Raw genomic sequence first — 21,966 nt, 5'->3', positions numbered from 1 at the left:
CATTGAAAAAACACTGCATAGAGGAACTTTTTATTTGAGCTTGACTTAAAGCTGAATTATTAATTAAGTCAGGCTCCATTCTTTTTTCGAGGTGGCGCAGGTGGAGCCGGAATTAATTCTAACTTTTACAATATTAGCGGTTACAACCGTGTTTTTTATGATAGGAAATATTCGTACCGACCTTGTGGCTTTATTATCGTTGTTAACCCTCGTATTAACCGGGATCATTTCAACACAGGATGCACTGAATGGATTTTCAAATTCAGTGGTTATTATGATTGCAGGTCTTTTTATTGTAGGCGGCGGAATTTTCCGAACAGGTCTCGCAAGTCAGGCAGGACAAATATTAATGAAAGCTTCAAAGAACAGTGAACTGAGGCTTCTAATTTTACTAATGATCATTGTAGGTGTCTTAAGCGGATTTATGAGTAATACAGGGACAGTTGCTGTTTTATTACCAGTAGTTGTGAGTTTGGCGATGAGCATGAAAAAGAGTCCTGCCAAATTTCTAATTCCACTAGCATTTGCCAGCAGTCTAGGAGGTGTTCTGACCTTGATCGGTACACCGCCTAACTTAATTGTAAGTCAAATGTTAGCCGATTATGGGTATGAACGGTTATCTTTTTTTGATTTTACACCATTGGGACTCGTCGCTTTTATAACCGGGATTATTTTTCTTGTTTTTTTCGGCCCTTTCTTGTTACCAAAAGATAGTCAATTTAATAGAGAACGGCGAGATGGCACGATAAGCGTCACGGAGATGGCAAAAAACTATCAAATTACTGATAAGTTATACACGGTGAGAGTTTTGCAAGGGTGTCCTATGGCAAATCAAAAATTAGCAGATATTAGACTTCCTGCTAACTATCAACTATGCGTATTAAAAATTCAAAGAAAATCAAAAGAAGGAACAAAGATCTTGCCCGTGACTTATCATGAAATGGCAGGCCCAAAGAGCATCATTCACGAACAAGATATTTTATATCTGCAAGGGGCTCAAGAAAATATAGAAAAATTATGTAAAGACTATGGATTGAAGTTAACCACAGAGAGTTCAACAGACGCAGAAAAACTGGTTTCTAGAGAATTAGGAATTGCTGAAGTTCTTTTAACACCACACTCTAGGCTTATTAATTCGACAATACAAAAATTATCATTTAGAGAAAAGTATAACTTAAACATTATCGGGATTAATCGAAAAGGTCAGTATGTACTAGATAATATGTCGAATGTAAAGCTTCGTTTTGGAGATGCTCTCCTCGTTCAAGGAGCATGGCCTGATATTGAATTGTTAGCGAAAGAGACACAAGATGTGGTTGTAGTTGGACAGCCGCAAGAACAAGCGAGTATGGCAGCCGCTAGTGGAAAAGCTCCCATTGCAGGGGCTATAATGCTAATGATGTTAATCTTAATGACATTTGAGATTGTACCTGCTGTTACGGCGGTTATTATTGCTGCAGTATTAATGGTCATTACTGGTTGTTTACGTAATATGGACGATGCATATGGAAGAATTAATTGGGAAAGCGTCATTTTAATTGCTGCGATGCTGCCAATGGCAACAGCTCTTGAGAATACTGGTGGAGTACAATTCTTGGCTGATGGGCTGGTGTCAGTTTTAGGCGGGTATGGTCCACTTGCTGTATTGGCAGGTTTTTATTTAGCGACTATGTTCTTTAGTCAGTTTATTTCAAATACAGCCACAGCGGTTTTGTTTGCTCCAATTGCTGTAACGGCGGCGGTCAATATGGGAGTTAGTCCTTATCCATTACTATTATCTGTAAGTATTGCTGCTAGTATGGCATTTGCCACACCGGTGGCTTCACCAACCAATGCTCTCGTTATGACAGCCGGGGGATATAAGTTTAGTGATTTTGTTAAAATTGGTGTACCGCTTCAACTGCTTTTATTTATCGTTATGTTGTTTGCTATCCCTTTTTTCTTCCCATTTTGATTGAGGTGGTTTTATGAAAGAAATATCGAGACAGCAGCTAATTCAAATGTTAGGAAGTCAAGTAGGAGTATCTTTAGTTTACTTTTATTCTCCTTTTTGCGGAACGTGTAAGTTAGCGACAAAAATGTTAGAAGTGATTACAACTGAGATATACCCAACTTTACAAATTAGTAAGTGTAATATTAATGCAGTTCCTGATGTTGCACAGTCATTAAAAATTAAAAGTGTACCTTTATTATTAATTATGAAGCATGGAGAAATTGTTGAAGAAATTTATGCATTTCGTTCAATCGAATATCTCGATAAAATTCTTGAACCGTACTAGTACGTTAATATTTGATTCAAATGTTTTCACTATAGTATGATGAGTTTGTATGTAATGGAAAGGTTTATTAAAAGGCTCTTTTCTAAATGTTGCTCTTTGCTGGGGTCCTAATAACAAATGAGTACAACCTTTTGAAATAGCTTTTAAACATTAGATTGTGGAAGGGGAAAAGAAATATGTCAATGTCTTATGAAGAATATATGCGTCAAGTTGTACAGCCCATGCGTGCAGAACTAACAAATGCTGGTTTTACAGAACTAACTACTGTAGAGGAAGTCGAAAATTTCATGGAAACCGTAGAAGGAACAACACTCGTTGTTATTAACTCGGTTTGTGGCTGTGCAGCTGGACTAGCTCGTCCGGCAGCTGTTGTTTCTCAAAATAATGAAAAGAAACCAGATCACATCGTAACAGTCTTTGCTGGACAAGACCGTGACGCAACTGCAAAACTGCGTGAATATATTACAGGATATGAACCATCTTCACCGTCAATGGCTCTTTTTAAAGGGAAGGAAATCGTACATTTCATTCCGAGAGAGCAAATTGAAGATCAATCCGTTGAAAGTATCGTTAATAATCTCACGTCTGCATTTAATATTCACTGCTAGAATTTTTCTATGGATATTTCAAGTATTCGATTATTCGACATTCAAGAAAGTCGTGAAGTCAGTTTATCAGAATATAGAGGTAAACCATGTATAATTACATTTTGGGCGTCTTGGTGTCCTGACTCACAGCGGGATCTTGTCCGAAAACATCAGCTGTATCAGCAAATGGACAAAAGTGAATTAGGTTTTATTACGATCAATGTCGTAGGTCGAGAAGGAAATAAACTGGACGGAATTAAGTACATGGAACAAAATCAGTTTCAATTCCCTGTATTATTAGATGAAGGTACAAAAATTTATGATTTGTTTGAATGTAAAGGTGTACCTACTACGATCATACTAGATGAGGAACTCGTCGTACGAGAGACGTTTGGTGAACGAGCAACTTTCATTGAAATAATGAATGGACTTGCAAAAGTAATATAAGGCTGTGTTAATAGAGTCTCTATTGACACAGCCTCTATTTATACATAAAAACCTATATCATTCATTCATAAGCACATATTTAGAACTAAATGAAGTGATATGTTAGCATAATAATAAATAAAAAAAGACAGTGGAAGGATGATGAATATGTACATAAAAACAATTGAACCGACTCCGAGTCCAAATACAATGAAGTTAATACTATCTGAAACGTTGGCAGCAGGTAAACGTAATAATTACACAAAGGAAAATGCAAATGAAGCACCTGAATTCATTGAACAACTGTTTACGGTTGAAGGGATCAAAGGGGTTTACCACGTTGCTGATTTTATTGCGCTAGAGAGAAATGCCAAATTTGACTGGAAAGTCATCTTGCCAAAAGTTCGAGAAATTTTTGGAGAAGCACCGGTAAATGAGAATGAAGGTCAAGTTCTACAAAATAATGAGCAGTCATTTGGAGAAGTTCGAGTACAGCTTCAATTGTTTAAACAAATTCCAATGCAAGTGAAAGTAACGGATGGAGAGCGTGAAGTACGTGTTGGTTTGCCTGAGCGGTTTATGGCTGCATTACAAAAAGTTCAATCAGACAACGATAATGTTGTATTAGAACGAAAATGGGTAGAGCAAGATGTGAGGTATGGTGAGTTAGAAGAAGTTGCTAACACCGTTGCGGAAGAGATTGAAGCAGCCTACTCAGAGGACCGAATTAACCAGCTATTAAATGGAGAAAGTTCGTCGAAACAAGTGGATAAGCAAAATCTTTATAAGAAAGTAACATTGGAGATGTTAGATAACCCCGACTGGAAAAAAAGGTATGAGGCTCTTGACCGAATGAATCCCACAGAAGAAGATCTTCCCATCTTATTAAAAGCATTAGAAGATGAGAAAGCCTCCATTCGCAGACAAGCAACTGTATATTTAGGAATGCTTGAAGATACGGCGCTTCAATACTTATATAAAGCGTTAAACGATAAGTCGGTTACCGTAAGAAGAACGGCAGGCGATTGTTTATCAGATATTGGTAATAAAGAGGCGATCCCGGCTATGGTTGAAGCCTTAAAAGATGAAAGTAAGCTTGTTCGTTGGCGTGCTGCGATGTTCCTTTATGAAGTTGGCGATGAGCAGGTCCTTCCTGCATTGAAGGAGGCTAAAAATGACAGTGAATTTGAAGTCAGTATGCAAATTAATATGGCTATCGAGCGAATTGAAAAAGGGGAGGAAGCAAAAGGGTCTGTTTGGAAACAAATGACGGAAGCAGTATTAAAAAAAGATAGCAAGGATTAGTGATTAGTTTACAAGTGATGCATGATATGAACTTCAGGAAAAAATCAGGCTATACTAAACCTTTTTATGGGCAAATGTTCCAATTAATGAATATTCACGTTAAAATAAAATGAGTATGTTATGGGAGGTTTGTTAAATGAACAAAGATGAGTTAATTCAACAATTAACCGAAAAACAATTAGATGATATTATTGAATTAATTGAAGATGCTGAAGGAGGATACTTAGAGGAACTGGAACTCGTTGAGTCTTTAGGGTTGGTTCACGATGGTGAATTGAACACCAGAGTGATTGAATTGTTGAAATCATTAGGTGTGAAAATCATTTATGTCACAGACGATGAGTAATCAAGAGTTTATGAGTAAACGACCTGCTCCAAGTCGAGCCATTGCTAGAAAAGCGCTGACGGTGTGGAGGATCCGAGCAAGTATTGAATCTCTATTTGTTGCTTTAGTCCCCATTGGATATGGGATTTTAATGCTTTATTTCCCAATTCCTGTGTGGATGTTGTATATCTTAATTCCTGCATTTGTTATTTTTGTTATTGTAAATGTCATTGTAGCCCCGTATTTTCGATGGAAGAGATTTAAATATGAAGTGTATGATGAGGAAGTTGAACTGCAATATGGTGTAATTATTGTAAGGCGCACCTTAATCCCAATGATTCGGGTACAACATGTTGATACAGAACAAGGACCGTTATTGCGAAAATTTGATTTAGCGGCTGTCACCATTTCAACTGCAGCAACAACGCACCGAATACCAGCTCTAACGACTTCGATTGCAGATGAATTGAGAAATCAAATTGTTAAATTAGCAGCTGTGGCGGATGATGATGCCGATGAATAATGAAAGCTATCGACTTCATTGGTCAGCGATACTCATTTCTTTTTTTACTTCATTAAAACATTTGATTGTCCCTATACTCTTTGGGTTAATATTTGGAACGACAAGGGATACGACGCTATTCGGATCGATCTATTTTTATATCATTCTTTTCCTTATGCTTTTTTCACTCATACATAGTATTTTGTATTGGTTCACCTTCCGTTATGAATGGATTGAAGGAGAACTGCGAGTGAAAGAGGGTGTGTTCGTTAAGAAGCGGAGATATATCCGCCTCGAGCGCGTACAGAGCGTTGATCTCACTTCAGGATTAATACAAAGGTTGTTCGGATTAGTAAGTGTAAAAATTGAAACAGCTGGCGGTGGAAACGAACCTGAAGTTCATTTAATTGCCGTAAGTAAAGAAGAAGGTATAAGTACTCGAAATTATCTTTTACAAAAGGATGGTTCACTTCAATCGAATGAAACTCCAGTTGAAGACGGCTTTCAGGAAGAGCTTCAAATAGAAAAACCTAGTCAATGGGTACTCTCCAAAAAAGATTTGATGATCGCATCAATGACTTCTAGTGGTATTGGTATCGTTCTCTCTGCTGTCATTGCTTTGTTTCCGCAGATTGAACAATTCTTTTCAATCACGATATTTGAGGAGTTCATTGAGTATTTTACAGGTACGTCTTACGTAGTAGTATTACTTTATAGTTTGTTTATCATTGCGATCGCTTGGCTCATATCGATCGTCATTACGGTATTTAAGTACGGGAACTTTTCTGTTGAAAAAATTGGTAATGAGCTAACGATTACAAGAGGCTTACTAGAAAAAAGACAACTCACGTTACAAACTGACCGGATAACGGCTGTAAGAGTCGTTCGGAATATATTTCGTCAACCGTTTGGTTACAGTGCTGTATATGTCGAAAGTAAAGGTGGCGGGACCAATGAGGAGCAGCGATCGACAGTTGTGTTTCCATTGATCAGACATCGTGATATTGATAAAACACTTGAAGGCTTTATATCTGAATATAGGATGAGCGAAGAGTTAGAGCGAGCACCAAAGCGGGCCTGGATCCGATTCCAATTTCGAATGTTGTTATTGCCGGTTTTAATCTTTGGTGCAATTGCTTATTTCTTTCCAGCTGTCACTTATTTTGCTGGGATTTTCGTTATCCTTTCGTTTGTAGGTTTTTTACAATATCGTGATGCAGCTATCGGAATAAAGGATAATCAAGTAACCCTATCATACCGAGTCCTGTCTAAGAACATCGTTTTAATTAGAAAAAATAAGGTGCAAAGCGGAGAGTTGGTTTCTTCACCTATCCAACGTTACCGTTCATTGACGACAATCCAATTGTCAGTATTGTCTAGCTTGTTTGGTAAGACCTTTTCTGTTGTTGATTTAGATCAACAAACTGGGCTGACCTTGTTATCTTGGTTATCACATAGTAAAAAGGAGTGATCTATGATCACTCCTTTTTATATATAGAAATCTAAGGATTGAGTTTAAGCTGCACCGTTAAACGGGCACTTGCGTTTTGCTATGTCAAGCTCCAGGCGCCATCGGTTCGAGGTCGCTTTTCTTGTCTTCATGATGTAAATGAGTTTGTGTAAGTGACGATTGAACGGACCCCAGTAGAAGAGGTTAACTCAAAGCGATCATAGACGGTATCTAATCCTTTATTTAACTTACGTTCATAGTGATGTTGAATGATGATCATGTCATTCTGATCTTTATACGTAATAAAGTTTGTGCCATTAAACTCTTTTTGTTCAGTCGAAAATAATAATTGACCTACTAAAGAGTTATGACAGTTTATCATTTGTTTATGAGTTAAATGATTTGTTTTTAAAAAATGTTCAAAAGACTGAAGAGCTGGTTTATCAAGCTCATTTAATAATAATTCATACGGTTCTAGATGTTTTTTGTTTAGACGTAGGATTTTATCTTCCTTCAGTTTGTATTTTTTTCCTGATACTGCTTGGAACAGCCATTTTGAGTAATATCCCCCTTTTACCCAGCCGCGGCTTGTTTTTAATTCAAATTCAAACGGACAACCTTCTAACGGGACTTCTTTTTTATGAATCTCTTCAACTAAAATAGGACTGTTATTTCGATTCTCCAAAGTATAATATAAGTAATCTGTTTTCTCACTATCATCTGCTTCTATTAGTGATAAATCTTTTAGAATAGAAGTAGCACGAGAAGGTTCGAATTCATGAAGATAACTAGCTAATGCTTCAAAAATACTAGAATGCTCTTTACTTTTATCTTTATGATAGTTAAGTTGTTTAATTATCGCTAATTCGAGACCTTTCTTGTAGGTAACAGCAGTACTATCGGCTTCGAAGGGGATAATCTTAGTACCGCTTACTTCGATTGTTTCTCCTTCGGAGTAAAGGGGTAAACCAAGTTCTACACCGTTTTTAATAGTAGGTTTTGGTAGAGTTTCGACAGAGACGATCTTCACTAATCCTCGCCACGGTTTTCTAGGTGCTGTAATAACTTCTTCGAGTGTTCCAATATATTGTCCTTGTTCGTTCTCGTTTATCATAACTAGTTTTCCTACTAGTGTTTCCGCTTGTTTTCGTTCCATGGTTACCCTCGCTTTATGAAAAAATATGTTCATAGAAATATGGAATGTGGTATGTTTTCATTTTATCTGATAAATGGGCTTCTGTAAATTTCGTTTATGAAAAACCCTCACTAGAATTGTAATTACAGTAAATGAAAGAAAAAAGGCCGACATCGTGTCAGCCTTATCACCTTAACGTTTTTTCTTAGCAAGATAATCTGCAATGCCCATTGCACAAACAGATGTATCTAGTTTAATAAATTCATAAACAGGGTGTGTTTCAGGAATATTATACTTTTTTAAATCTTCCTTCGCAGCTTGTAACAGTTGTTCTGCAATCCAGTGGTGGTCTTTTCCTGTTTCCTCAGCTTTTTCCCCAATCTCAACAAAAATAGGCAACCATGTTTTAATCTGCTTGTACACTTCCTCAACATCCCGGGCTACATTAAAGTGACCAAAATAAACACAGTCTACATTCAGGGCATGTATTCGTTCTAGAGAAGCTAACATGGCATCCGGCTTAAATTGATTTGGTGATGTGGATGGAAGATAAAGCTGGATATCAGTACCTTCAAGTACTTGATTGTAATTTACACCAATTGTATCACCTGTAAATATACCATTACTGACTGGATCATAAATACTAAAGTGATGATCACTATGTCCTGGTGTATCGTAGAAAGTTAGTTCACATGTCTCACTCAATGCTAGAGTTTCTAAATCTTCTTTAATAATTACTTTTTCTTCAGGAATAGGTAAGATTGGATCAAATAATCGGTCGAAGTCATCTCCATAAACAGCTTTTGCTCCTATAATGAGGCGGGATGGGTCAATTAAATGACGAGCACCTTTAGGATGAACGATTACTTTAGCGTTTGGGCAATCTTTTAATAGTAATCCAGCGCCGCCAGAATGGTCTAAATGAATGTGGGTAACAATTATGTATGTAACGTCGTTAGGGTCAATTTCCAGCTCTTTAAGACCGTTTAAAATATGAGGAACAGAAAGACTCGGTCCAGTTTCTACAAGTGCAATTTTTTCATCTTGGATAACGTATGTACCTGTACGATAAGGTAACCCAAGGTCAAATCCATCAATGAGATGAATACGATTTCCTAAATCAAATATTTTTTGTGTCATAGTATCCTCCTTTTTTCAATTCCTTCCCATTTTGAAAACCCTTACAATAGAGTTTATAAGAAGGGACGAGCGATGTAAAGCAGTTTAAGTACAATCGATGAAATTTTTCCAAAATTAAAACATTTTTTACAGTTAAAAACAGGTGACACTGACGTCACCTGTTTTGTTATTCGTGTCTGTCATTAGTATACCTTAAATGATTGAGCTTTAATAAATGTTCCATCCGCTGAACTCTTGCTTTTTCAAGGTCTTCTTTTAAACGAATGAGAGTTAATTCCATTTTAGATAACGTTACGAACACATTTTCACGTTGTTCTTTTTTATTCTCAGGGGATAAAGAGAGATACGTATGGACTAGGTTAGGAATGTCTTCATTTAACATCCGCTTCATCATATGTCTTTCTTCAATTTCAAGTAATGAAAAGTCAGGTAGTAACATTTCAGTATGATCGATAATTTGTTCTAGTCTTTTTTCAATCAGTGGGTCAATATGAAGCTTACGTGTATGGCTGATCAACCGATTGGTTTCCATAACTAAACTTTTTACTTGATCATTACTTTTTAGTTGATTGGTTTGTGGAATGTAATTCTCTTCTTCATTATCACTCTGAATAAGTTGTCCAAGTAAGGCATCATCTAATTTATCAATTTTATAAAATAAATTTTGTGTATATGGTGATTTTTTGACACTTCGTACGAATGTTTTTTTATTTTTGGTGTAGTGAATGGATGCTTCTTTACATTTCCCAACACCGTGATCTGCTTTAAAGTACTTACGATAACATTGAATGTAAATACGTTTTTTATATTTAGATTTGGAGTAATACGTATCCAGGATCGTTAGGCTAATCATTTTCTTTTTTATTTTTACAGTGATGACATATTCATGATGCTTCTTTTTCACGGTCCGGTTTTTACTATATTTACTGGATTGCTTAATGACATGTTCTAGGATGCGTTCAGCTTCATGTAAAGTTTCCAATGTAGCTTCGTCTGATAAAATTTCATCTTGGACGGGACGAAGTCGATCAGGTAAAATACTTTCTATCCAAGGAATTTCTAATAAACGATTTAACATCGCTTTCGCTCCTTTAAAGGCCAATGAGCACTCTTACTGAAGTAACTTTGTTTTCATTCGATCATTTAATTCATCGATTTCTGCGATAAATCGTTTTCCACTGGAAATGATCCGCTCATTTGATTGCTCAGTAAGTTGGATAGCAGAAAACACATCCTCATAGGCCTTTTTAAATGATTCAAGCGCAATTGCTGGCTCTTCTAAAGTTTTTAAGGTCTGTTCTGTATTATCTTTTAACATCTGTGCATTGGTAAGTAACATGGATTCTGTCGCTTGATTAACATTTTGAACGGCTTTAATCACTTTTTGCTGATTCCCTAATGCAAGTTGGATAGATGCAGTTACTGTTATTATGTTTTTCGTCATGGTAATTGCGTTAAATATCGCTTCTTCTAGCTTATCATTATTCTCAATAATAAGGTCGATAGAAGCAACCGATTGTTGCAATACCATAATGGCCTGCGACATATTTTTAATACGAGATATCACTTTTTGCTGTCCTTTTTGCAAGGCAGCGGGGTTATCTTTCCATTCTTCCGCTGTCATTTCAGCTTCAAGCATGCCATTTAACTGTTTGCCAATTTCGATTTGCTCATTTAAGTTCGTGATACGATCTCTCGCAACAACTTTTAATTCTTTAAGCATGAGGGAGTCTTCTTGAAGTTTATCTTTACCGTGGAGCAAGCCTTCAATAATGGACTCAATTTGAGCTTCAACCGTTTGATACTTTTTAGCATATTGTTCAATTGGACTGCGACGTAATACTTTATTAACGAATTTTTTTAGTTGTCCGTCTTTTAAATAATCAGGTTCAAGTTCACCCACAACTTCCTTTAACTTATGCAGTTGAGCAGGCAAGTCATTATTGGGCTGCGACAACATTTCTTTTACAGGTCGTTTCAAGGCCTCAAGTGATTCTCCTGCTTCTTTTTGTGCAGCTTCACCAAGTCCACCGATTTTATGTAATACTTTATCTACATCTTGTTCTTCTTTAAACATATCAAGTAGTTCTTGTGAATAATTTGCTTTTTCAGTCATTTTCACGCCTCCTCTTCCATTCGTATTAGTATTTACGATTTGAGTGAAATAAAGTTTCATACTATACTATGTCTAAAAATTATACCAATCTTTTACCTTTACCTACAAGGAGTGTATATAATGTGTTTAATTAATTTTGCTTATAAATCACACGACCAATACGATTTAATCTTAGCTGCGAACCGTGATGAATTCTTTATAAGGCCGACAGCAAAAGCTGATTATTGGAAAGAGGTACCTGGTCTCATTGCCGGAAAAGACCTCGAGCAAGGTGGAACGTGGCTTGGTGTTACAACAGAAGGGCGTTTTGCTGCACTTACAAACTATCGTGAAGTACGAGAAAAGAAAGATGAAAAGTCTCGTGGAGAATTAGTACTAAATTTTTTAAAAAGTGACTCGTCCGCAAGAGACTTTTTAAACAGGGTAAGAGATCGCAGGGCTGATTATTTAGGATTTAATCTATTATGTGGTACTGTCGACGATCTTTTTTATTACTCAAATCGCCAAGACACCATTAAAAAAATTGAGCCTGGAATTCATAGTGTCAGCAATGCTTTTTTAAATACATCATGGCCAAAAGTTGAGCGTGGGAGAACATTAGTAGAAAAAACTCTTCAAAATGAGAAAGAGGATATCATTGGGGAGTTATTAGATGGTCTTACAAACGACGAAAAAGCAGAAGAACAATTATTACCTGAAACAGGGGTAGGTATTGAGTTAGAAAAACAATTATCACCGATGTTTATTAATATGGAGACATACGGAACGAGATGTTCGACGGTTATAACGATTAGCAAGTCAAAGCAAGTAACATTTTGTGAACGTACTTATGTACAAGGTCAAAAAACATTTGAAGATCAAGTTTTCCTATTCCGAATAGGAAAATAGATTCAATAATGGATAGGTAGTTACTGTGAAAATAATGAATGTAAGCATATAGAACTTGATGAATAGGGCGCTAGTCAGGAGTAAAAGTCAAAAAAACGTCTAAAACCCTTCTGTTAGAGAATATATACCTATGATAATATAAGAATACTAGATAAAAAGAGGTATATATGAGTAGGGGAGTAGTATTAATGGACTTGATGAAACAACGACTTTTAGTAGTTCTAGCAGCGGTGTTATTTGTAGGTGTTTGGAGTGTGGTTATTATACAATTAACTTCAGCTCAAGAAAAAGCGAAGACAGGAATGGCGGTTTCTGGTTTAGAACGAATGAGTATTGAAAAACAAAAGGTCGATATAGCCTGGGGAGAAGATTGGGATACTCGAATTCTAAAGACAGACCATCAAGTTAACCAAACTAAAGAAGTGGGTACAAGGGACTTGAGAACTGTCAGTTTTAGTGATATTGACACGTCAGATGGTGTACCGATAGATATCATCTTAAAAAGGCTTGAACTTAAATAATTCGTAATTCGTTACAAAAACTAAAATATTTGTTATTATAGAGAAAGAAATGTTAGGAGATTGTAGATATGGATCCAGGAATGATGATTGTTTTATTAGGGTTTGGCTTTTTTCTATTAACTGGGATGTTTGGTGCTCTAGGTTTTTTCTTCATTATGAAGGCTAAAAAGCGCTTAGCTGCTATATTTTTTGCCATTGGTTTTTCTTGTATAGCTATATTTATCTTTTCTTTGTTTACATTTTTATAATCCTAAAAGGTAAAGCTGCATATGCAGCTTTTTTCAGTTGTAAGGGAGCAGAATATATGAGTATGAAGTGGAATACTATTATAGGTTTGGTCTGCTTTTTAACAGTTGCCTTGTATCTATTATCAGTCTTTTATTCTAGTTTACTATTGAGTGTGTCGTATAGTTTATTAGCAGCCGTTTTGTTGTTTGCTGCGTTACCTTTTGTAAGGAAGAGCAGTATTATCATTACTATTCCATTATTAACGATTGGAATGGCTGTCTTTTTTACGGCAGATACGGATGCGACTTCTTTCTTATTGGCGTTTGGCTATAATATTAATTTATTATCCCTCTTTTTGCTCGTACCGTTAATAGGGGTTTTTATTTCTTTAGCTGGGTTATTGACAACGTTAAAAATCCGTATTGAACGAATGGAACAGGAAAAGAAAAATAATTCGCATCCTTATCGTCTAGGTTTTCTACTAACAGCAACGATGGGTGCCATACTTAATTTAGGTTCGATGGTTCTAGTACATCGAATTATCGAAGGAAGTTTATCCAATTTTTTAAAAAAGAAAATGGTAATGATCTTACTTCGAGCCTTTGGGTTTTGCATGTTTTGGTCTCCATATTTTGTAAATGTAGGTCTTGTGTTAGTTCTTTTCGATGTGTCATGGAGTTCAATCGGGGTATTTGGACTAACCATTGGATTGATTTACGCAGTGATTTCTATTATTTTCTTTCCTCGATTGGAATTTGAACATGATGAAAAACATGTTCTGCCTAAGGGTGTGAAAAAAGAACATGAAAAAGAGCTACCGTCCCTGCGTTTATTAGTGTTGTTTGGTTTAGGGCTGTTTTTAAGTTCATTTCTATTAGAATTCATCCTGCCCGTTAATATGTTAACGGTTGTGTCTCTGCTCGGATTTTTTTATCCAATATTATGGGCCGTTTTTTCAAGACAGTTCAAAGATTATATACGGGAACTAGTTTCTTATATTAATCAATGTTTTGCTCGTTTGAAAAATGAAATTGTTATTTTTATTAGTGCGGGTTTTTTTGGTGCAGCACTATCATTAACAGAAATTGGAGCCCATGTTTCTCAAATGATCTTAACTGTTTCTCAAGGGTATATTTATGTAATGGCTATAATCGTTATAAGTTTTGCGATTCTTTTATCGATTTTTGGGATACATCCCGTTGTGATTGTAATTGGGATAGGTAGTGCACTGTCACCGCAACTTTTTTCCGTTAGTTCTGAATTCATGGCGATACTTTTGTTGATTGCCTGGACGTTAGCAACGCAAGTGTCACCTTTTTCTGGATCGGTTCTAATGGCCTCAGGATTAATGAACTATTCATCAATTGATATTGCAAAAAAGAACAGTCAATTTGTCTTTGTTTGTATGTTTGTATTAGCATTATTCCTCTATCTATTTCATTGGCTGCAGCTTATTTAAAAGGGGAGATCAACTTTGAATAACACAAACTCTAATATGTTTACATACGTATTGCTTATGTTCGTTATGGTCATCTGGGGGATGAATGTCGTATTTATTAAAATGCTTGTTGATGTTTTTCCAACCGTTACCATGACGTCTTTTCGAGTATTCTTAGCAGGAGTTGTAGCAATTACAGTATGTATCTTGATTAAACAATTAAGGAAATTCACAAAGGTAGAATGGAAGTACATTTTTATAGCAACAATTTTTGGAGTGACGGGTCACCATTTTTTCTTAGCATGGGGTTTAACAACGACAACAGCATCTAATACAGCATTAATTTTAGCATTACTGCCTCTGACAACATCAATTTTGGCTTCTGTCATGTTAAAAGATTCATTATCGAGGTTACGGGTTGTGGGTATTATTTTCGCTTTCTGTGGTGTTGCTTCAATCATTTTACAAAGTGGAGAGAGTTTCACATCGATAAATGTGGGAGATGTCTCTATATTTATTGCGATGTTCGTTCAGGCGGTTTCTTTTATATACATTAAGAAAGGAACAAATACGATCGATTCAAGGGTAATGACAGCGGTAATGTTAGTTGTCGGTTCCAGTTTTTTATTTGTTATCAGCTTATTTGCAGAGCCGGCAGGAACATCCCAAATGATCGAACAAACCGGTTGGATCTGGGGTATATTTTTAGTTTCTTCTATTTTCGCTACAGCTTTAGGTCATTTCTTGTTTAATGCTGCGATCCATCGACTTGGGGCTGGGCAGACGGCAGTATTTAATAATTTTGTTCCTTTCTTTGGATTAGTTTTTTCAGCTTTGTGGTTAGGCGAACAAATAACGTTACTACAATTAACTGGTTTTGTATTTATCGTACTCGGTGTTTTATTAGGGACTGGATTCATTGACGAATATGTGAAGAGGCGAGTATTGAAAAAGAGAAAAGTGCAAAAGGCAGTTTAAAGAAAACCCCGAGTTACCTCATTAGGTTAACTCGGGGTTGTTTAGTTATAGTTTCCTCATCTATTTGATCACTTTTAGCCAACGTTATAAGAAATTTCTGGGAAAATGGTCGTTCGTAATTGTTGTTCTTCTTCTTCTGTTAATGGAACGAGAGGAAGACGAACTGAACCTACCGTAATTCCTTTCATATTTAACGCTGCTTTGACAGGTGATGGACTAGGTGCTGTAAATAATGATTTCATTACTGGTAATAATGTGCGATGTTGTTCTGCAGCTTCATATACATTTCCTTTCAAGAAGCTTGTTACCATGTTTTGCATTTCATTCCCGAGAATGTGTGCAGAAACCGAAACAATGCCTGTACCTCCAATTGATAAGATCGGTAATGTTAGACTGTCATCCCCACTATAGAGACTAAAGTTGCTGTCCGTTTCACTAATAATTTTTGCCATTGCTTCTAAATCTCCGCTTGCTTCTTTAGTTGCAACGATATTAGGAATATGCGATAAGCGGACAGTCGTTTCTACCGAGATATTAACAGCGCTGCGCCCAGGGATGTTATAGATCATAACAGGCAATTTTGTTTGCTCTGCAATCGCTTTGAAGTGTTGATAAAGTCCTTCTTGAGATGGTTTATTATAATAAGGGGCAACGAGCATGATGCCATCCACACCAATTTCTTCTGCTTGTTTTGTTAGTTCAATTGATGTTGCTGTATTGTTAGAACCTGTTCCTGCAATGACAGGTACTCGACCGTTTACAACCTCAACTACATGTTTGAAAAGCGTTAGTTTTTCTGTTGCAGTTAAAGTAGGTGATTCACCTGTAGTTCCTGCGACAACAAGTCCGTCCGAACCATTGGCGATCAGGTGATTTACTAATTGCTCCGTAGCTTGCAGATCGAGATTTCCATATACGTCAAAAGGTGTAACCATTGCTGTTAAAACTTTTCCAAAATTCATTTTAGCTTCCCCCTTAGTGCATTTAAAATACAAATTTTATAACAATAAAAAGCAACAATGAGAAGAGCTGCTCATTGTTGCTAGGAATGACAATTACCATTATCCTTGCGTAAGATAGCCCTCCATATAGTATGTACTATATGACAGTTCTGCATTTCTTCAATACAGAACCAGCCCTTGGTTAGTATGAGAACCGTAGACTTCGGCAAATCCCCCTTTCAACAATGTTCACAAGAGCTCATCCTCCTCGCATTGCTTACTTATGGTCTTTGCACCTCTATCCTCACTTCAATTTAGAAGTAAAGAATATTCATTTTTGTTGTTGTGTCTACCTTATCAAATTGTAGTATTGATTGCAATGGTTAATCGAAAATTCTTTTAGGTTTTCGAAAAAGCTACATTCACATCGATCTCTAGACTAGTCAACCAAAACCGACTTATTCGATTGTACTATTCATTTGCTTTTTAAGGCGAGCTCATGTCAAATATAATGCCGATCAACCGTTTTTCAATTTCCTATAGTTTACAGGGGTATTATGTTGAAAAAAATTAAACGATAATAAAAGAAAGGGGAGTGTACCGTGAAAAAAGTATGTATCTGCTTTTTATCGTTATGGGTTTTAGTTATTGTATCAACTGCTTGTGGTACAGGAGCAGGGGTGCAACAAAATGAACAAAGAATATTGGAAGAACAACAAGTTCCAGAGCTAGATCCGGAAATGGCTGTTGATGGGAGAACCCCATTAATGAGTAGACAACTTATTACTTCGAGAAGAAATACGGGTCATGGGACAAACACTAGAACTGATAATGCGGATTACATTGAATTTTATAATGGAAACAGACCTTTAACGAAGCAACTGTTGCAATTAGAGGAAGTTGAAGACGCACATGTGTATATTCAAGGAAGAATAGTCTTAGTAGGTGTTTATACAACAGAAGAGTGGAACGATGAGATAGAAAACAAGGTGAAAAAAACAGTACATTCAGCTATCGCAAATGATGAGGAAGTTCGTGTCATTCATGATGATCAAGGTTTTTCTGAATTCCAAAGACAACTTTATAACTTGAGAGAGGGAACTCCTTATGAAGAAGGTATAGAATCTGAAAACTTTATGAGGGACCTTGGTAGAATTTTGCAACGTCCATTTGAACGGGCTAGAATAATTAATTAATTTTTTCTAAAGTGCCAGAACTGCCCATTACCTTGAAAGAACTTCGATTTGTTTCTTTTAAGTGTAAAAAGTAATGCTGGCACTTTTTCGTTTGTTTGCGATCAGCCGCTATGATATTTTTATTTGTTTTTTCTCGGCTTCCAGTTGTCCATCTGCATATCCAAGATGGTATGTACTTCTAATGATACGTTCGATCTCATCTTGTGTTTGATAAGAGACTTTGACACCATCCATCAGTTGAAGACGTAAAAGAATTTCCTGGCAAGCTATTTTTACACCATCCACAGATACAACTCCTTACACATTGAAGTAGAAGAATGTTCTTTTAAACAAAGGGGTTAAACTATATAAGTATAGTGGTAAAGATGCTTTTATTATAACAATAGTAGCCGTGAAAGGTAAACAATAAATGGTAACTACTTGGCCATTTTCACATTCATACAGGTCGTTTGCTGCGCTAGGTTCAACAGCCTGTCCAACTCTTGACTACATCTAACCGTTGCCTCGGAAGTATAGCCATATTTTTCAGCTAGTAAGATCATCTGACTTCTTTTTCGTTCAATCGCATACAATAACATTTCTTCCACTCCATTTTTTCATCAATATTAATTTGTGTAAACCGATTGTCTCATTGCTAATATGTGAGAAAGTTTGAATTTATTTTACACACAACGACAATTATACGTATTTTTAGTGATAATTAAATACATTCCCTAAAAGTAGTCATGAACTTTAAAAATAAACAACAAATCGACAAAAAGTGAGGTTTCTTCTATAAGTTTTTCTCTTGTAAAGAAACAATTTCCGCTAACTTCTTCTCATGAAATCGACTCATTGTACACAACTTATAAGTAACAAGAAAGGAGAATTATGATGAAAAAACTAACCTCGGTTATCGTCATGCTTATGTTGCTCTTAGCGATGTTCTCCGGATGTGGCGTTGTGGAACAGAAGCACCCAATGGGCGCAAACCATTTTCGTGAAGAGGGATTTAGTGGTTTCGGAACCAATCGAGCTAGAAATCATGAAGGTCCTTTAAGTGATATGATGGTTCCTGATGGTGTACCAAAGGGGCGTACTGATCGGGCACAACCGATTGCTCAAAATAATATGTACTATACAAGCGAACGTAATTTAGGATTTAAAACCCAAGGTACAAATCGAAGTGGGGCAAGGATTTACAATAATATTCCTAATACAATTAGAGGTAAGTATGTGCTTGGAGATCGTCCACATTTAAGACATAAGCAAATGGATAACGAAAAACTTCAAACTTTAGATACTAATGATTCCATTCGACAAAGATTGTTGGCAATTGAAAATATCAATGAAGTTTATGTGCTCCCGCATGAAGGGGTGTTACTTATTGGCATTGAATCACCGGAACAAAATCGACCGAAGCTTATTCAAGAAGTTGAGGAAGAACTCTCCGAAGTAGTTGATCTAGACCGAGTGCGCATTGCTATAGATCGAAGAAACGTCAATCGAATTCGTGCAGTGCTTGAAGGAAACGATATCGCCGAGCCGTTCCAAGGAATTGGCGGTCAACTATCAGAAATCAGAAAAAACGTCTTCCCTAGACATGAATAATTTAACCGGTGCCAGGCACCTTCACCGCTTTAATGTAGTGAAGGTGCCTGGCACTTTTTTTATTTGATCCCGTGTTCTTCGAGTACGCCTTTATATTCACGTTCCATCGACTTTACGGCAATAATGGTGTTTTCGTAATATAAACGAGCCCTTCTAAAGTCAACCTCATCATTTAAGTCCATATCCTCTAAACTTTTCATAAGAGAGTCTAGTTCCAGGAGTGTACTACTATGTCCTATATAAAGATTTACGAACTCTGGTGGTGTATCTAAACTAAGTATGTACTCACTCCAATCCTGTGCATTTTGAACGTGTTCTCGAGCCTCGTGAACATCAGTTTCTGTTGGGTTTTCTGTATAAAACAAATTATTTAAAGGCTCCAGGTGAGCATATAATTGGTTTAAATAATATCCAAATTCCGAAGCATAAGAAACCGCGTTCTCAGTTACATCTCTTCTTGTTTTATTCTGATCTTTATTTGAAGGATGCAAGGGTTCAATTCCGTCTGCACCACGCATATGTTGTTTTTCTATACTTTGTGTAATATCTTCAGGACGATCTTGGCAAGCTGTAAACGTAAGCATCGTAACAGTTAGGACAATTAAGATAGCAAGTTTTTGCATAAGTAAATAAATCTCCTTTGCGATGAAAATAATCTGACAGTATCCATTTGAAAAATGATCGGACGTTACATTGGACTTCGACCAAAAATCGTATATATTTAATTTAGTGCCTGTCATTTTCTTCTTCGATTATTATCCTTTTTCCAGTACAATTTTATACATGAGTACTAAAAGAATTTAAAGCATGAATTTTTGTTTAGGGGAAAAAACTACTATAGGGCTGCTTTGGTCATAAAGGTAGCCACCCAAGAAGCTACAAAGTGAAGGTTTGCATTTTAAAATTGAGATTACATAACCTAATAAAGTTGTGACAGCAGGTTGTATAATGAATTGAATGAATTAAGAATGGGTTGGTGGATGTATGAAAGAGTTTTGTAAGCCAAAAGTGGTGGTCAGTAAATGTATTGAATTTTCTGCTTGCCGCTATAATGGAGATAAATTAACGGACCAAACCGTACATAATTTAAAGCCGTATGTTGAATTCATTCCAGTATGTCCAGAAGTGGAAATCGGTTTAGGAACACCTCGAGAAGTTATTCGTCTCGTGGCAGAAGGTGAAAAAGACCGCCTGGTACAACCGAAAACAGGAAAAGACTTAACGACACATATGGAAGAATTTGCAGATAGTTTTTTAGAGGAATTAAAAGATGTTGATGGATTTATTCTGAAAAATCGTTCCCCAAGTTGTGGGATTACAGATGTAAAAGTATATTCAGGCTTAGAGAAGTCTCCAACTGTACGAACTGGCAGTGGTGCTTTCACTGCAAAAGTACTACAGTATTATCCGAAATCCTCTATTGAAGATGAAGGAAGACTAAAAAATTTTAAGATTAGAGAACACTATTTAACGAAATTATTTACGACGACCGAATTTAAAAAAGTAAAGTCACTTTTAAAACTAAATCAACTCAATGACTTTCATAAGAAAAATAAATATTTATTCATGTCCTATAACCAAAAAAGGTTGAAGATTTTAGGTCAAATTCTAAGTAATAAAGATAACAGACCAATTGAAGAAACGTTTAGTTTATATGAGGATGAACTATTTCAGCTTTTTAGCAGAATACCTCGTTACACATCAAACATCAATGTATGCCAGCGGATATTCGGCTATTTTTCGCCTCATTTATCAGTGAAAGAAAAGGAATACTTTTTATCGACATTAGAAAAGTATCGTGAAAAGAAACTTCCTATTAGCAGCGTTGTGAGTATTTTAAAAGCATGGGCGTATCGATTTGAAAATGAGTATATGCTCGAACAAACTTTTTTTGAGCCATACCCTGAGGAGCTTGTTGAAATAAGCGATTCAGGAAAAGGAAGAAACTATAGTTGAGGACCACGATATCTTATTATTGACAATGAATTCGTCAGGCCAGATAGGTAAGTAAGATAGAGGTGCTAATTTGATTAGCACCTCTATTAGAGTCGGCTACACTTAATGGCTTTCCTCGTTTTGTTTGATTTCCTCTTCAAGTTGACGGGAACGTTTGGCATTTCCTTGTGCAAAATTCTCTAAGCGATTTTTTAATACATCATTATCATGGATTCGCTCTGCTAAAATCGTGTACGTTTTCAACATTTCTTCTTCTTGCTGTAAACTCGACTTGAGCAAATTCACGATTTGTGTTTCTGTTAGTTCATCTTCACGATCGCCATCTCGATCGTAGTCGATATCATGATTATAACTCAAAAGATTCACCTCGTTTGATTTTTTGTCTTGGTTTCTTTTTCTGGGACAGGGTCAAATCCACCTGGATGAAACGGATGACACTTTAATATCCTTTTTAGCGTCAACCAGCTTCCTTTAATAGCCCCAAATCGTTTAATCGCTTCAAAGCCGTAATGGGAACAAGATGGATGAAAGCGGCAGGTAGGTGGTTTTAGTGGCGAAATGATTTTTTGATATAAGTATATAATCCCCAGTAACAGCCTTTTCATTTGTAGTAATCTCCCCGTTCTCTTTATTTATGTTTATCTTATCATAAGAACTTAACCAAAATAAAAAAACGTCTGTTTCGATTCTGATTGAAACAGACATTTTCTATACTTGAACTATGACAGCACTAACATCATCCTTCATGCGCTAACCTCCATAAATTACCTTCCTTGTATTGAGTTTATTGTGATTGTTCAAATAATTGTTCAATTTGATCTACGGTCATTGAATTCACAAACTGATAAAAGTCTAATTTACTTTCAATCCCGTATTTTTCACAGTTAGATAAATAAAGAAACCATACATGACGATATTTTTCAGTTTGACACATTAACAACCGCCTCCTAATTTCAATCTGTTTT

Annotated in this window: 27 protein-coding genes and 1 riboswitch; of the genes, 16 read left to right on the top strand and 11 right to left on the bottom strand. The window is 36.2% G+C overall.

Going from position 1 to position 21,966, the window contains the following annotated elements:
• Positions 1-100: 100 nt before the first annotated feature.
• The 8 genes from N7Z68_RS00495 to N7Z68_RS00460 all read left to right on the top strand — a co-directional run bounded on the left by N7Z68_RS00495 (position 101) and on the right by N7Z68_RS00460 (position 6,895).
• A complete protein-coding gene (locus tag N7Z68_RS00495; protein WP_275116494.1) occupies positions 101-1,954 on the top strand; it encodes an SLC13 family permease in 1,854 nt (617 codons plus the stop codon).
• Between the two features lie 13 nt (positions 1,955-1,967).
• Complete coding sequence (locus N7Z68_RS00490; RefSeq protein WP_275116493.1) at positions 1,968-2,279, top strand: thioredoxin family protein; 312 nt, start codon at positions 1,968-1,970, stop codon at positions 2,277-2,279.
• A gap of 176 nt (positions 2,280-2,455) precedes the next feature.
• Positions 2,456-2,887 (top strand): BrxA/BrxB family bacilliredoxin, encoded by a 432-nt coding sequence (locus N7Z68_RS00485; protein ID WP_275116491.1) that lies wholly within the window; start codon positions 2,456-2,458, stop codon positions 2,885-2,887.
• A gap of 9 nt (positions 2,888-2,896) precedes the next feature.
• Positions 2,897-3,313: a TlpA disulfide reductase family protein gene (locus N7Z68_RS00480; protein WP_275116490.1), complete on the top strand. Its 417-nt coding sequence runs from the start codon at positions 2,897-2,899 to the stop codon at positions 3,311-3,313.
• A 147-nt stretch (positions 3,314-3,460) separates the two neighbouring features.
• Positions 3,461-4,597 carry a conserved virulence factor C family protein gene (locus N7Z68_RS00475; protein ID WP_275116489.1) on the top strand — a complete coding sequence of 379 codons (1,137 nt, stop codon included), beginning with the start codon at positions 3,461-3,463 and terminating at the stop codon, positions 4,595-4,597.
• A gap of 136 nt (positions 4,598-4,733) precedes the next feature.
• The gene (locus N7Z68_RS00470; protein WP_275116488.1) at positions 4,734-4,943 is read left to right on the top strand and encodes a hypothetical protein; all 210 of its coding nucleotides are present in this window, start codon (positions 4,734-4,736) and stop codon (positions 4,941-4,943) included.
• On the top strand, positions 4,924-5,445 hold the full coding sequence (locus N7Z68_RS00465; protein ID WP_275116487.1) for a PH domain-containing protein: 522 nt from the start codon (positions 4,924-4,926) through the stop codon (positions 5,443-5,445). Before N7Z68_RS00470 ends, N7Z68_RS00465 begins: the two co-directional genes overlap by 20 nt.
• Positions 5,426-6,895 (top strand): PH domain-containing protein, encoded by a 1,470-nt coding sequence (locus tag N7Z68_RS00460; RefSeq protein WP_275116486.1) that lies wholly within the window; start codon positions 5,426-5,428, stop codon positions 6,893-6,895. Before N7Z68_RS00465 ends, N7Z68_RS00460 begins: the two co-directional genes overlap by 20 nt.
• Positions 6,896-7,022: 127 nt before the next feature.
• Here N7Z68_RS00460 and N7Z68_RS00455 read toward each other — a convergent pair whose 3' ends face one another.
• The 4 genes from N7Z68_RS00455 to N7Z68_RS00440 all read right to left on the bottom strand — a co-directional run bounded on the left by N7Z68_RS00455 (position 7,023) and on the right by N7Z68_RS00440 (position 11,265).
• On the bottom strand, positions 7,023-8,030 hold the full coding sequence (locus N7Z68_RS00455) for a DUF2777 family protein (protein WP_275116485.1): 1,008 nt from the start codon (positions 8,028-8,030) through the stop codon (positions 7,023-7,025).
• A 171-nt stretch (positions 8,031-8,201) separates the two neighbouring features.
• Positions 8,202-9,149: an MBL fold metallo-hydrolase gene (locus N7Z68_RS00450; RefSeq protein ID WP_275116484.1), complete on the bottom strand. Its 948-nt coding sequence runs from the start codon at positions 9,147-9,149 to the stop codon at positions 8,202-8,204.
• A gap of 166 nt (positions 9,150-9,315) precedes the next feature.
• Positions 9,316-10,227, bottom strand: coding sequence for a hypothetical protein (locus N7Z68_RS00445; RefSeq protein ID WP_275116483.1), 912 nt, complete (start codon positions 10,225-10,227; stop codon positions 9,316-9,318).
• 33 nt (positions 10,228-10,260) lie between these two features.
• On the bottom strand, positions 10,261-11,265 hold the full coding sequence (locus tag N7Z68_RS00440; RefSeq protein WP_275116482.1) for a toxic anion resistance protein: 1,005 nt from the start codon (positions 11,263-11,265) through the stop codon (positions 10,261-10,263).
• Positions 11,266-11,385: 120 nt separating this feature from the next.
• Here N7Z68_RS00440 and N7Z68_RS00435 point away from each other — a divergent pair, with 120 nt between their 5' ends.
• From N7Z68_RS00435 to N7Z68_RS00415, 5 genes are all read left to right on the top strand, one after another.
• Complete coding sequence (locus tag N7Z68_RS00435) at positions 11,386-12,153, top strand: NRDE family protein (protein WP_275116481.1); 768 nt, start codon at positions 11,386-11,388, stop codon at positions 12,151-12,153.
• A gap of 167 nt (positions 12,154-12,320) precedes the next feature.
• Entirely contained in the window at positions 12,321-12,674 is a 354-nt protein-coding gene (locus N7Z68_RS00430) for a hypothetical protein (RefSeq protein WP_275116480.1), read from the top strand.
• Between the two features lie 68 nt (positions 12,675-12,742).
• Complete coding sequence (locus N7Z68_RS00425) at positions 12,743-12,922, top strand: hypothetical protein (protein WP_275116479.1); 180 nt, start codon at positions 12,743-12,745, stop codon at positions 12,920-12,922.
• 56 nt (positions 12,923-12,978) lie between these two features.
• Complete coding sequence (locus N7Z68_RS00420) at positions 12,979-14,361, top strand: hypothetical protein (RefSeq protein WP_275116478.1); 1,383 nt, start codon at positions 12,979-12,981, stop codon at positions 14,359-14,361.
• A 15-nt stretch (positions 14,362-14,376) separates the two neighbouring features.
• The gene (locus tag N7Z68_RS00415) at positions 14,377-15,318 is read left to right on the top strand and encodes a DMT family transporter (RefSeq protein ID WP_275116477.1); all 942 of its coding nucleotides are present in this window, start codon (positions 14,377-14,379) and stop codon (positions 15,316-15,318) included.
• A 74-nt stretch (positions 15,319-15,392) separates the two neighbouring features.
• Here the strand turns inward: N7Z68_RS00415 and dapA are convergent, their stop codons facing one another.
• Positions 15,393-16,280: a 4-hydroxy-tetrahydrodipicolinate synthase gene (gene dapA / locus N7Z68_RS00410; RefSeq protein WP_275116476.1), complete on the bottom strand. Its 888-nt coding sequence runs from the start codon at positions 16,278-16,280 to the stop codon at positions 15,393-15,395.
• 107 nt (positions 16,281-16,387) lie between these two features.
• Positions 16,388-16,568, bottom strand: a riboswitch (Lysine riboswitch).
• Positions 16,569-16,861: 293 nt separating this feature from the next.
• Here dapA and N7Z68_RS00405 point away from each other — a divergent pair.
• The gene (locus N7Z68_RS00405) at positions 16,862-17,455 is read left to right on the top strand and encodes a YhcN/YlaJ family sporulation lipoprotein (RefSeq protein ID WP_275116475.1); all 594 of its coding nucleotides are present in this window, start codon (positions 16,862-16,864) and stop codon (positions 17,453-17,455) included.
• A 108-nt stretch (positions 17,456-17,563) separates the two neighbouring features.
• Here the strand turns inward: N7Z68_RS00405 and N7Z68_RS00400 are convergent, their stop codons facing one another.
• Both N7Z68_RS00400 and N7Z68_RS00395 read right to left on the bottom strand, forming a co-directional pair.
• Positions 17,564-17,740: a hypothetical protein gene (locus N7Z68_RS00400; protein WP_275116474.1), complete on the bottom strand. Its 177-nt coding sequence runs from the start codon at positions 17,738-17,740 to the stop codon at positions 17,564-17,566.
• Between the two features lie 131 nt (positions 17,741-17,871).
• A complete protein-coding gene (locus N7Z68_RS00395) occupies positions 17,872-18,033 on the bottom strand; it encodes an aspartyl-phosphate phosphatase Spo0E family protein (RefSeq protein ID WP_275116473.1) in 162 nt (53 codons plus the stop codon).
• A gap of 295 nt (positions 18,034-18,328) precedes the next feature.
• On the opposite strand from N7Z68_RS00395, the gene N7Z68_RS00390 reads away from it, so the two are divergent.
• Positions 18,329-19,045 carry a YhcN/YlaJ family sporulation lipoprotein gene (locus N7Z68_RS00390; RefSeq protein ID WP_275116472.1) on the top strand — a complete coding sequence of 239 codons (717 nt, stop codon included), beginning with the start codon at positions 18,329-18,331 and terminating at the stop codon, positions 19,043-19,045.
• A gap of 59 nt (positions 19,046-19,104) precedes the next feature.
• Here the strand turns inward: N7Z68_RS00390 and N7Z68_RS00385 are convergent, their stop codons facing one another.
• Complete coding sequence (locus N7Z68_RS00385; protein ID WP_275116471.1) at positions 19,105-19,668, bottom strand: hypothetical protein; 564 nt, start codon at positions 19,666-19,668, stop codon at positions 19,105-19,107.
• A 361-nt stretch (positions 19,669-20,029) separates the two neighbouring features.
• Between N7Z68_RS00385 and N7Z68_RS00380 the strand changes: the two genes are divergently transcribed.
• Entirely contained in the window at positions 20,030-21,001 is a 972-nt protein-coding gene (locus N7Z68_RS00380; protein WP_275116470.1) for a YbgA family protein, read from the top strand.
• A gap of 102 nt (positions 21,002-21,103) precedes the next feature.
• Here the strand turns inward: N7Z68_RS00380 and N7Z68_RS00375 are convergent, their stop codons facing one another.
• The 3 genes from N7Z68_RS00375 to N7Z68_RS00365 all read right to left on the bottom strand — a co-directional run bounded on the left by N7Z68_RS00375 (position 21,104) and on the right by N7Z68_RS00365 (position 21,935).
• Positions 21,104-21,358, bottom strand: a complete 255-nt coding sequence (locus tag N7Z68_RS00375; protein ID WP_275116469.1) for a hypothetical protein — start codon at positions 21,356-21,358, stop codon at positions 21,104-21,106.
• Between the two features lie 5 nt (positions 21,359-21,363).
• The gene (gene yidD / locus N7Z68_RS00370) at positions 21,364-21,606 is read right to left on the bottom strand and encodes a membrane protein insertion efficiency factor YidD (protein ID WP_275116468.1); all 243 of its coding nucleotides are present in this window, start codon (positions 21,604-21,606) and stop codon (positions 21,364-21,366) included.
• A gap of 179 nt (positions 21,607-21,785) precedes the next feature.
• Positions 21,786-21,935 carry a hypothetical protein gene (locus N7Z68_RS00365; RefSeq protein WP_275116467.1) on the bottom strand — a complete coding sequence of 50 codons (150 nt, stop codon included), beginning with the start codon at positions 21,933-21,935 and terminating at the stop codon, positions 21,786-21,788.
• Positions 21,936-21,966 lie beyond the last annotated feature (31 nt).

The sequence above is a fragment of the Alkalihalobacterium chitinilyticum genome, assembly GCF_029028005.1.
Classification (GTDB): Bacteria; Bacillota; Bacilli; order Bacillales; family Bacillaceae_F; genus Alkalihalobacterium; species Alkalihalobacterium chitinilyticum.
The sequence above is the reverse complement of the archived record's forward strand: the minus strand, read 5'-3'. Positions and strand labels throughout refer to the sequence as shown.

Excerpts from the sequence above, each read along its gene's own strand:
- N7Z68_RS00435 (WP_275116481.1), top strand. The coding sequence starts at position 11,386 with ATGTGTTTAATTAATTTTGCTTATAAATCACACGACCAATACGATTTA.
- N7Z68_RS00390 (WP_275116472.1), top strand. The coding sequence starts at position 18,329 with ATGAAAAAACTAACCTCGGTTATCGTCATGCTTATGTTGCTCTTAGCG.
- N7Z68_RS00480 (WP_275116490.1), top strand. The coding sequence starts at position 2,897 with ATGGATATTTCAAGTATTCGATTATTCGACATTCAAGAAAGTCGTGAA.
- N7Z68_RS00425 (WP_275116479.1), top strand. The coding sequence starts at position 12,743 with ATGGATCCAGGAATGATGATTGTTTTATTAGGGTTTGGCTTTTTTCTA.
- dapA (WP_275116476.1), bottom strand. The coding sequence starts at position 16,280 with ATGAATTTTGGAAAAGTTTTAACAGCAATGGTTACACCTTTTGACGTA.
- N7Z68_RS00380 (WP_275116470.1), top strand. The coding sequence starts at position 20,030 with ATGAAAGAGTTTTGTAAGCCAAAAGTGGTGGTCAGTAAATGTATTGAA.
- N7Z68_RS00485 (WP_275116491.1), top strand. The coding sequence starts at position 2,456 with ATGTCAATGTCTTATGAAGAATATATGCGTCAAGTTGTACAGCCCATG.
- N7Z68_RS00490 (WP_275116493.1), top strand. The coding sequence starts at position 1,968 with ATGAAAGAAATATCGAGACAGCAGCTAATTCAAATGTTAGGAAGTCAA.
- N7Z68_RS00475 (WP_275116489.1), top strand. The coding sequence starts at position 3,461 with ATGTACATAAAAACAATTGAACCGACTCCGAGTCCAAATACAATGAAG.
- N7Z68_RS00455 (WP_275116485.1), bottom strand. The coding sequence starts at position 8,030 with ATGGAACGAAAACAAGCGGAAACACTAGTAGGAAAACTAGTTATGATA.
- N7Z68_RS00430 (WP_275116480.1), top strand. The coding sequence starts at position 12,321 with ATGAGTAGGGGAGTAGTATTAATGGACTTGATGAAACAACGACTTTTA.
- N7Z68_RS00365 (WP_275116467.1), bottom strand. The coding sequence starts at position 21,935 with ATGTGTCAAACTGAAAAATATCGTCATGTATGGTTTCTTTATTTATCT.
- N7Z68_RS00420 (WP_275116478.1), top strand. The coding sequence starts at position 12,979 with ATGAGTATGAAGTGGAATACTATTATAGGTTTGGTCTGCTTTTTAACA.
- N7Z68_RS00385 (WP_275116471.1), bottom strand. The coding sequence starts at position 19,668 with ATGCAAAAACTTGCTATCTTAATTGTCCTAACTGTTACGATGCTTACG.
- N7Z68_RS00460 (WP_275116486.1), top strand. The coding sequence starts at position 5,426 with ATGATGATGCCGATGAATAATGAAAGCTATCGACTTCATTGGTCAGCG.
- N7Z68_RS00395 (WP_275116473.1), bottom strand. The coding sequence starts at position 18,033 with ATGTTATTGTATGCGATTGAACGAAAAAGAAGTCAGATGATCTTACTA.
- N7Z68_RS00465 (WP_275116487.1), top strand. The coding sequence starts at position 4,924 with ATGTCACAGACGATGAGTAATCAAGAGTTTATGAGTAAACGACCTGCT.
- N7Z68_RS00450 (WP_275116484.1), bottom strand. The coding sequence starts at position 9,149 with ATGACACAAAAAATATTTGATTTAGGAAATCGTATTCATCTCATTGAT.
- N7Z68_RS00470 (WP_275116488.1), top strand. The coding sequence starts at position 4,734 with ATGAACAAAGATGAGTTAATTCAACAATTAACCGAAAAACAATTAGAT.
- N7Z68_RS00440 (WP_275116482.1), bottom strand. The coding sequence starts at position 11,265 with ATGACTGAAAAAGCAAATTATTCACAAGAACTACTTGATATGTTTAAA.
- N7Z68_RS00445 (WP_275116483.1), bottom strand. The coding sequence starts at position 10,227 with ATGTTAAATCGTTTATTAGAAATTCCTTGGATAGAAAGTATTTTACCT.
- yidD (WP_275116468.1), bottom strand. The coding sequence starts at position 21,606 with ATGAAAAGGCTGTTACTGGGGATTATATACTTATATCAAAAAATCATT.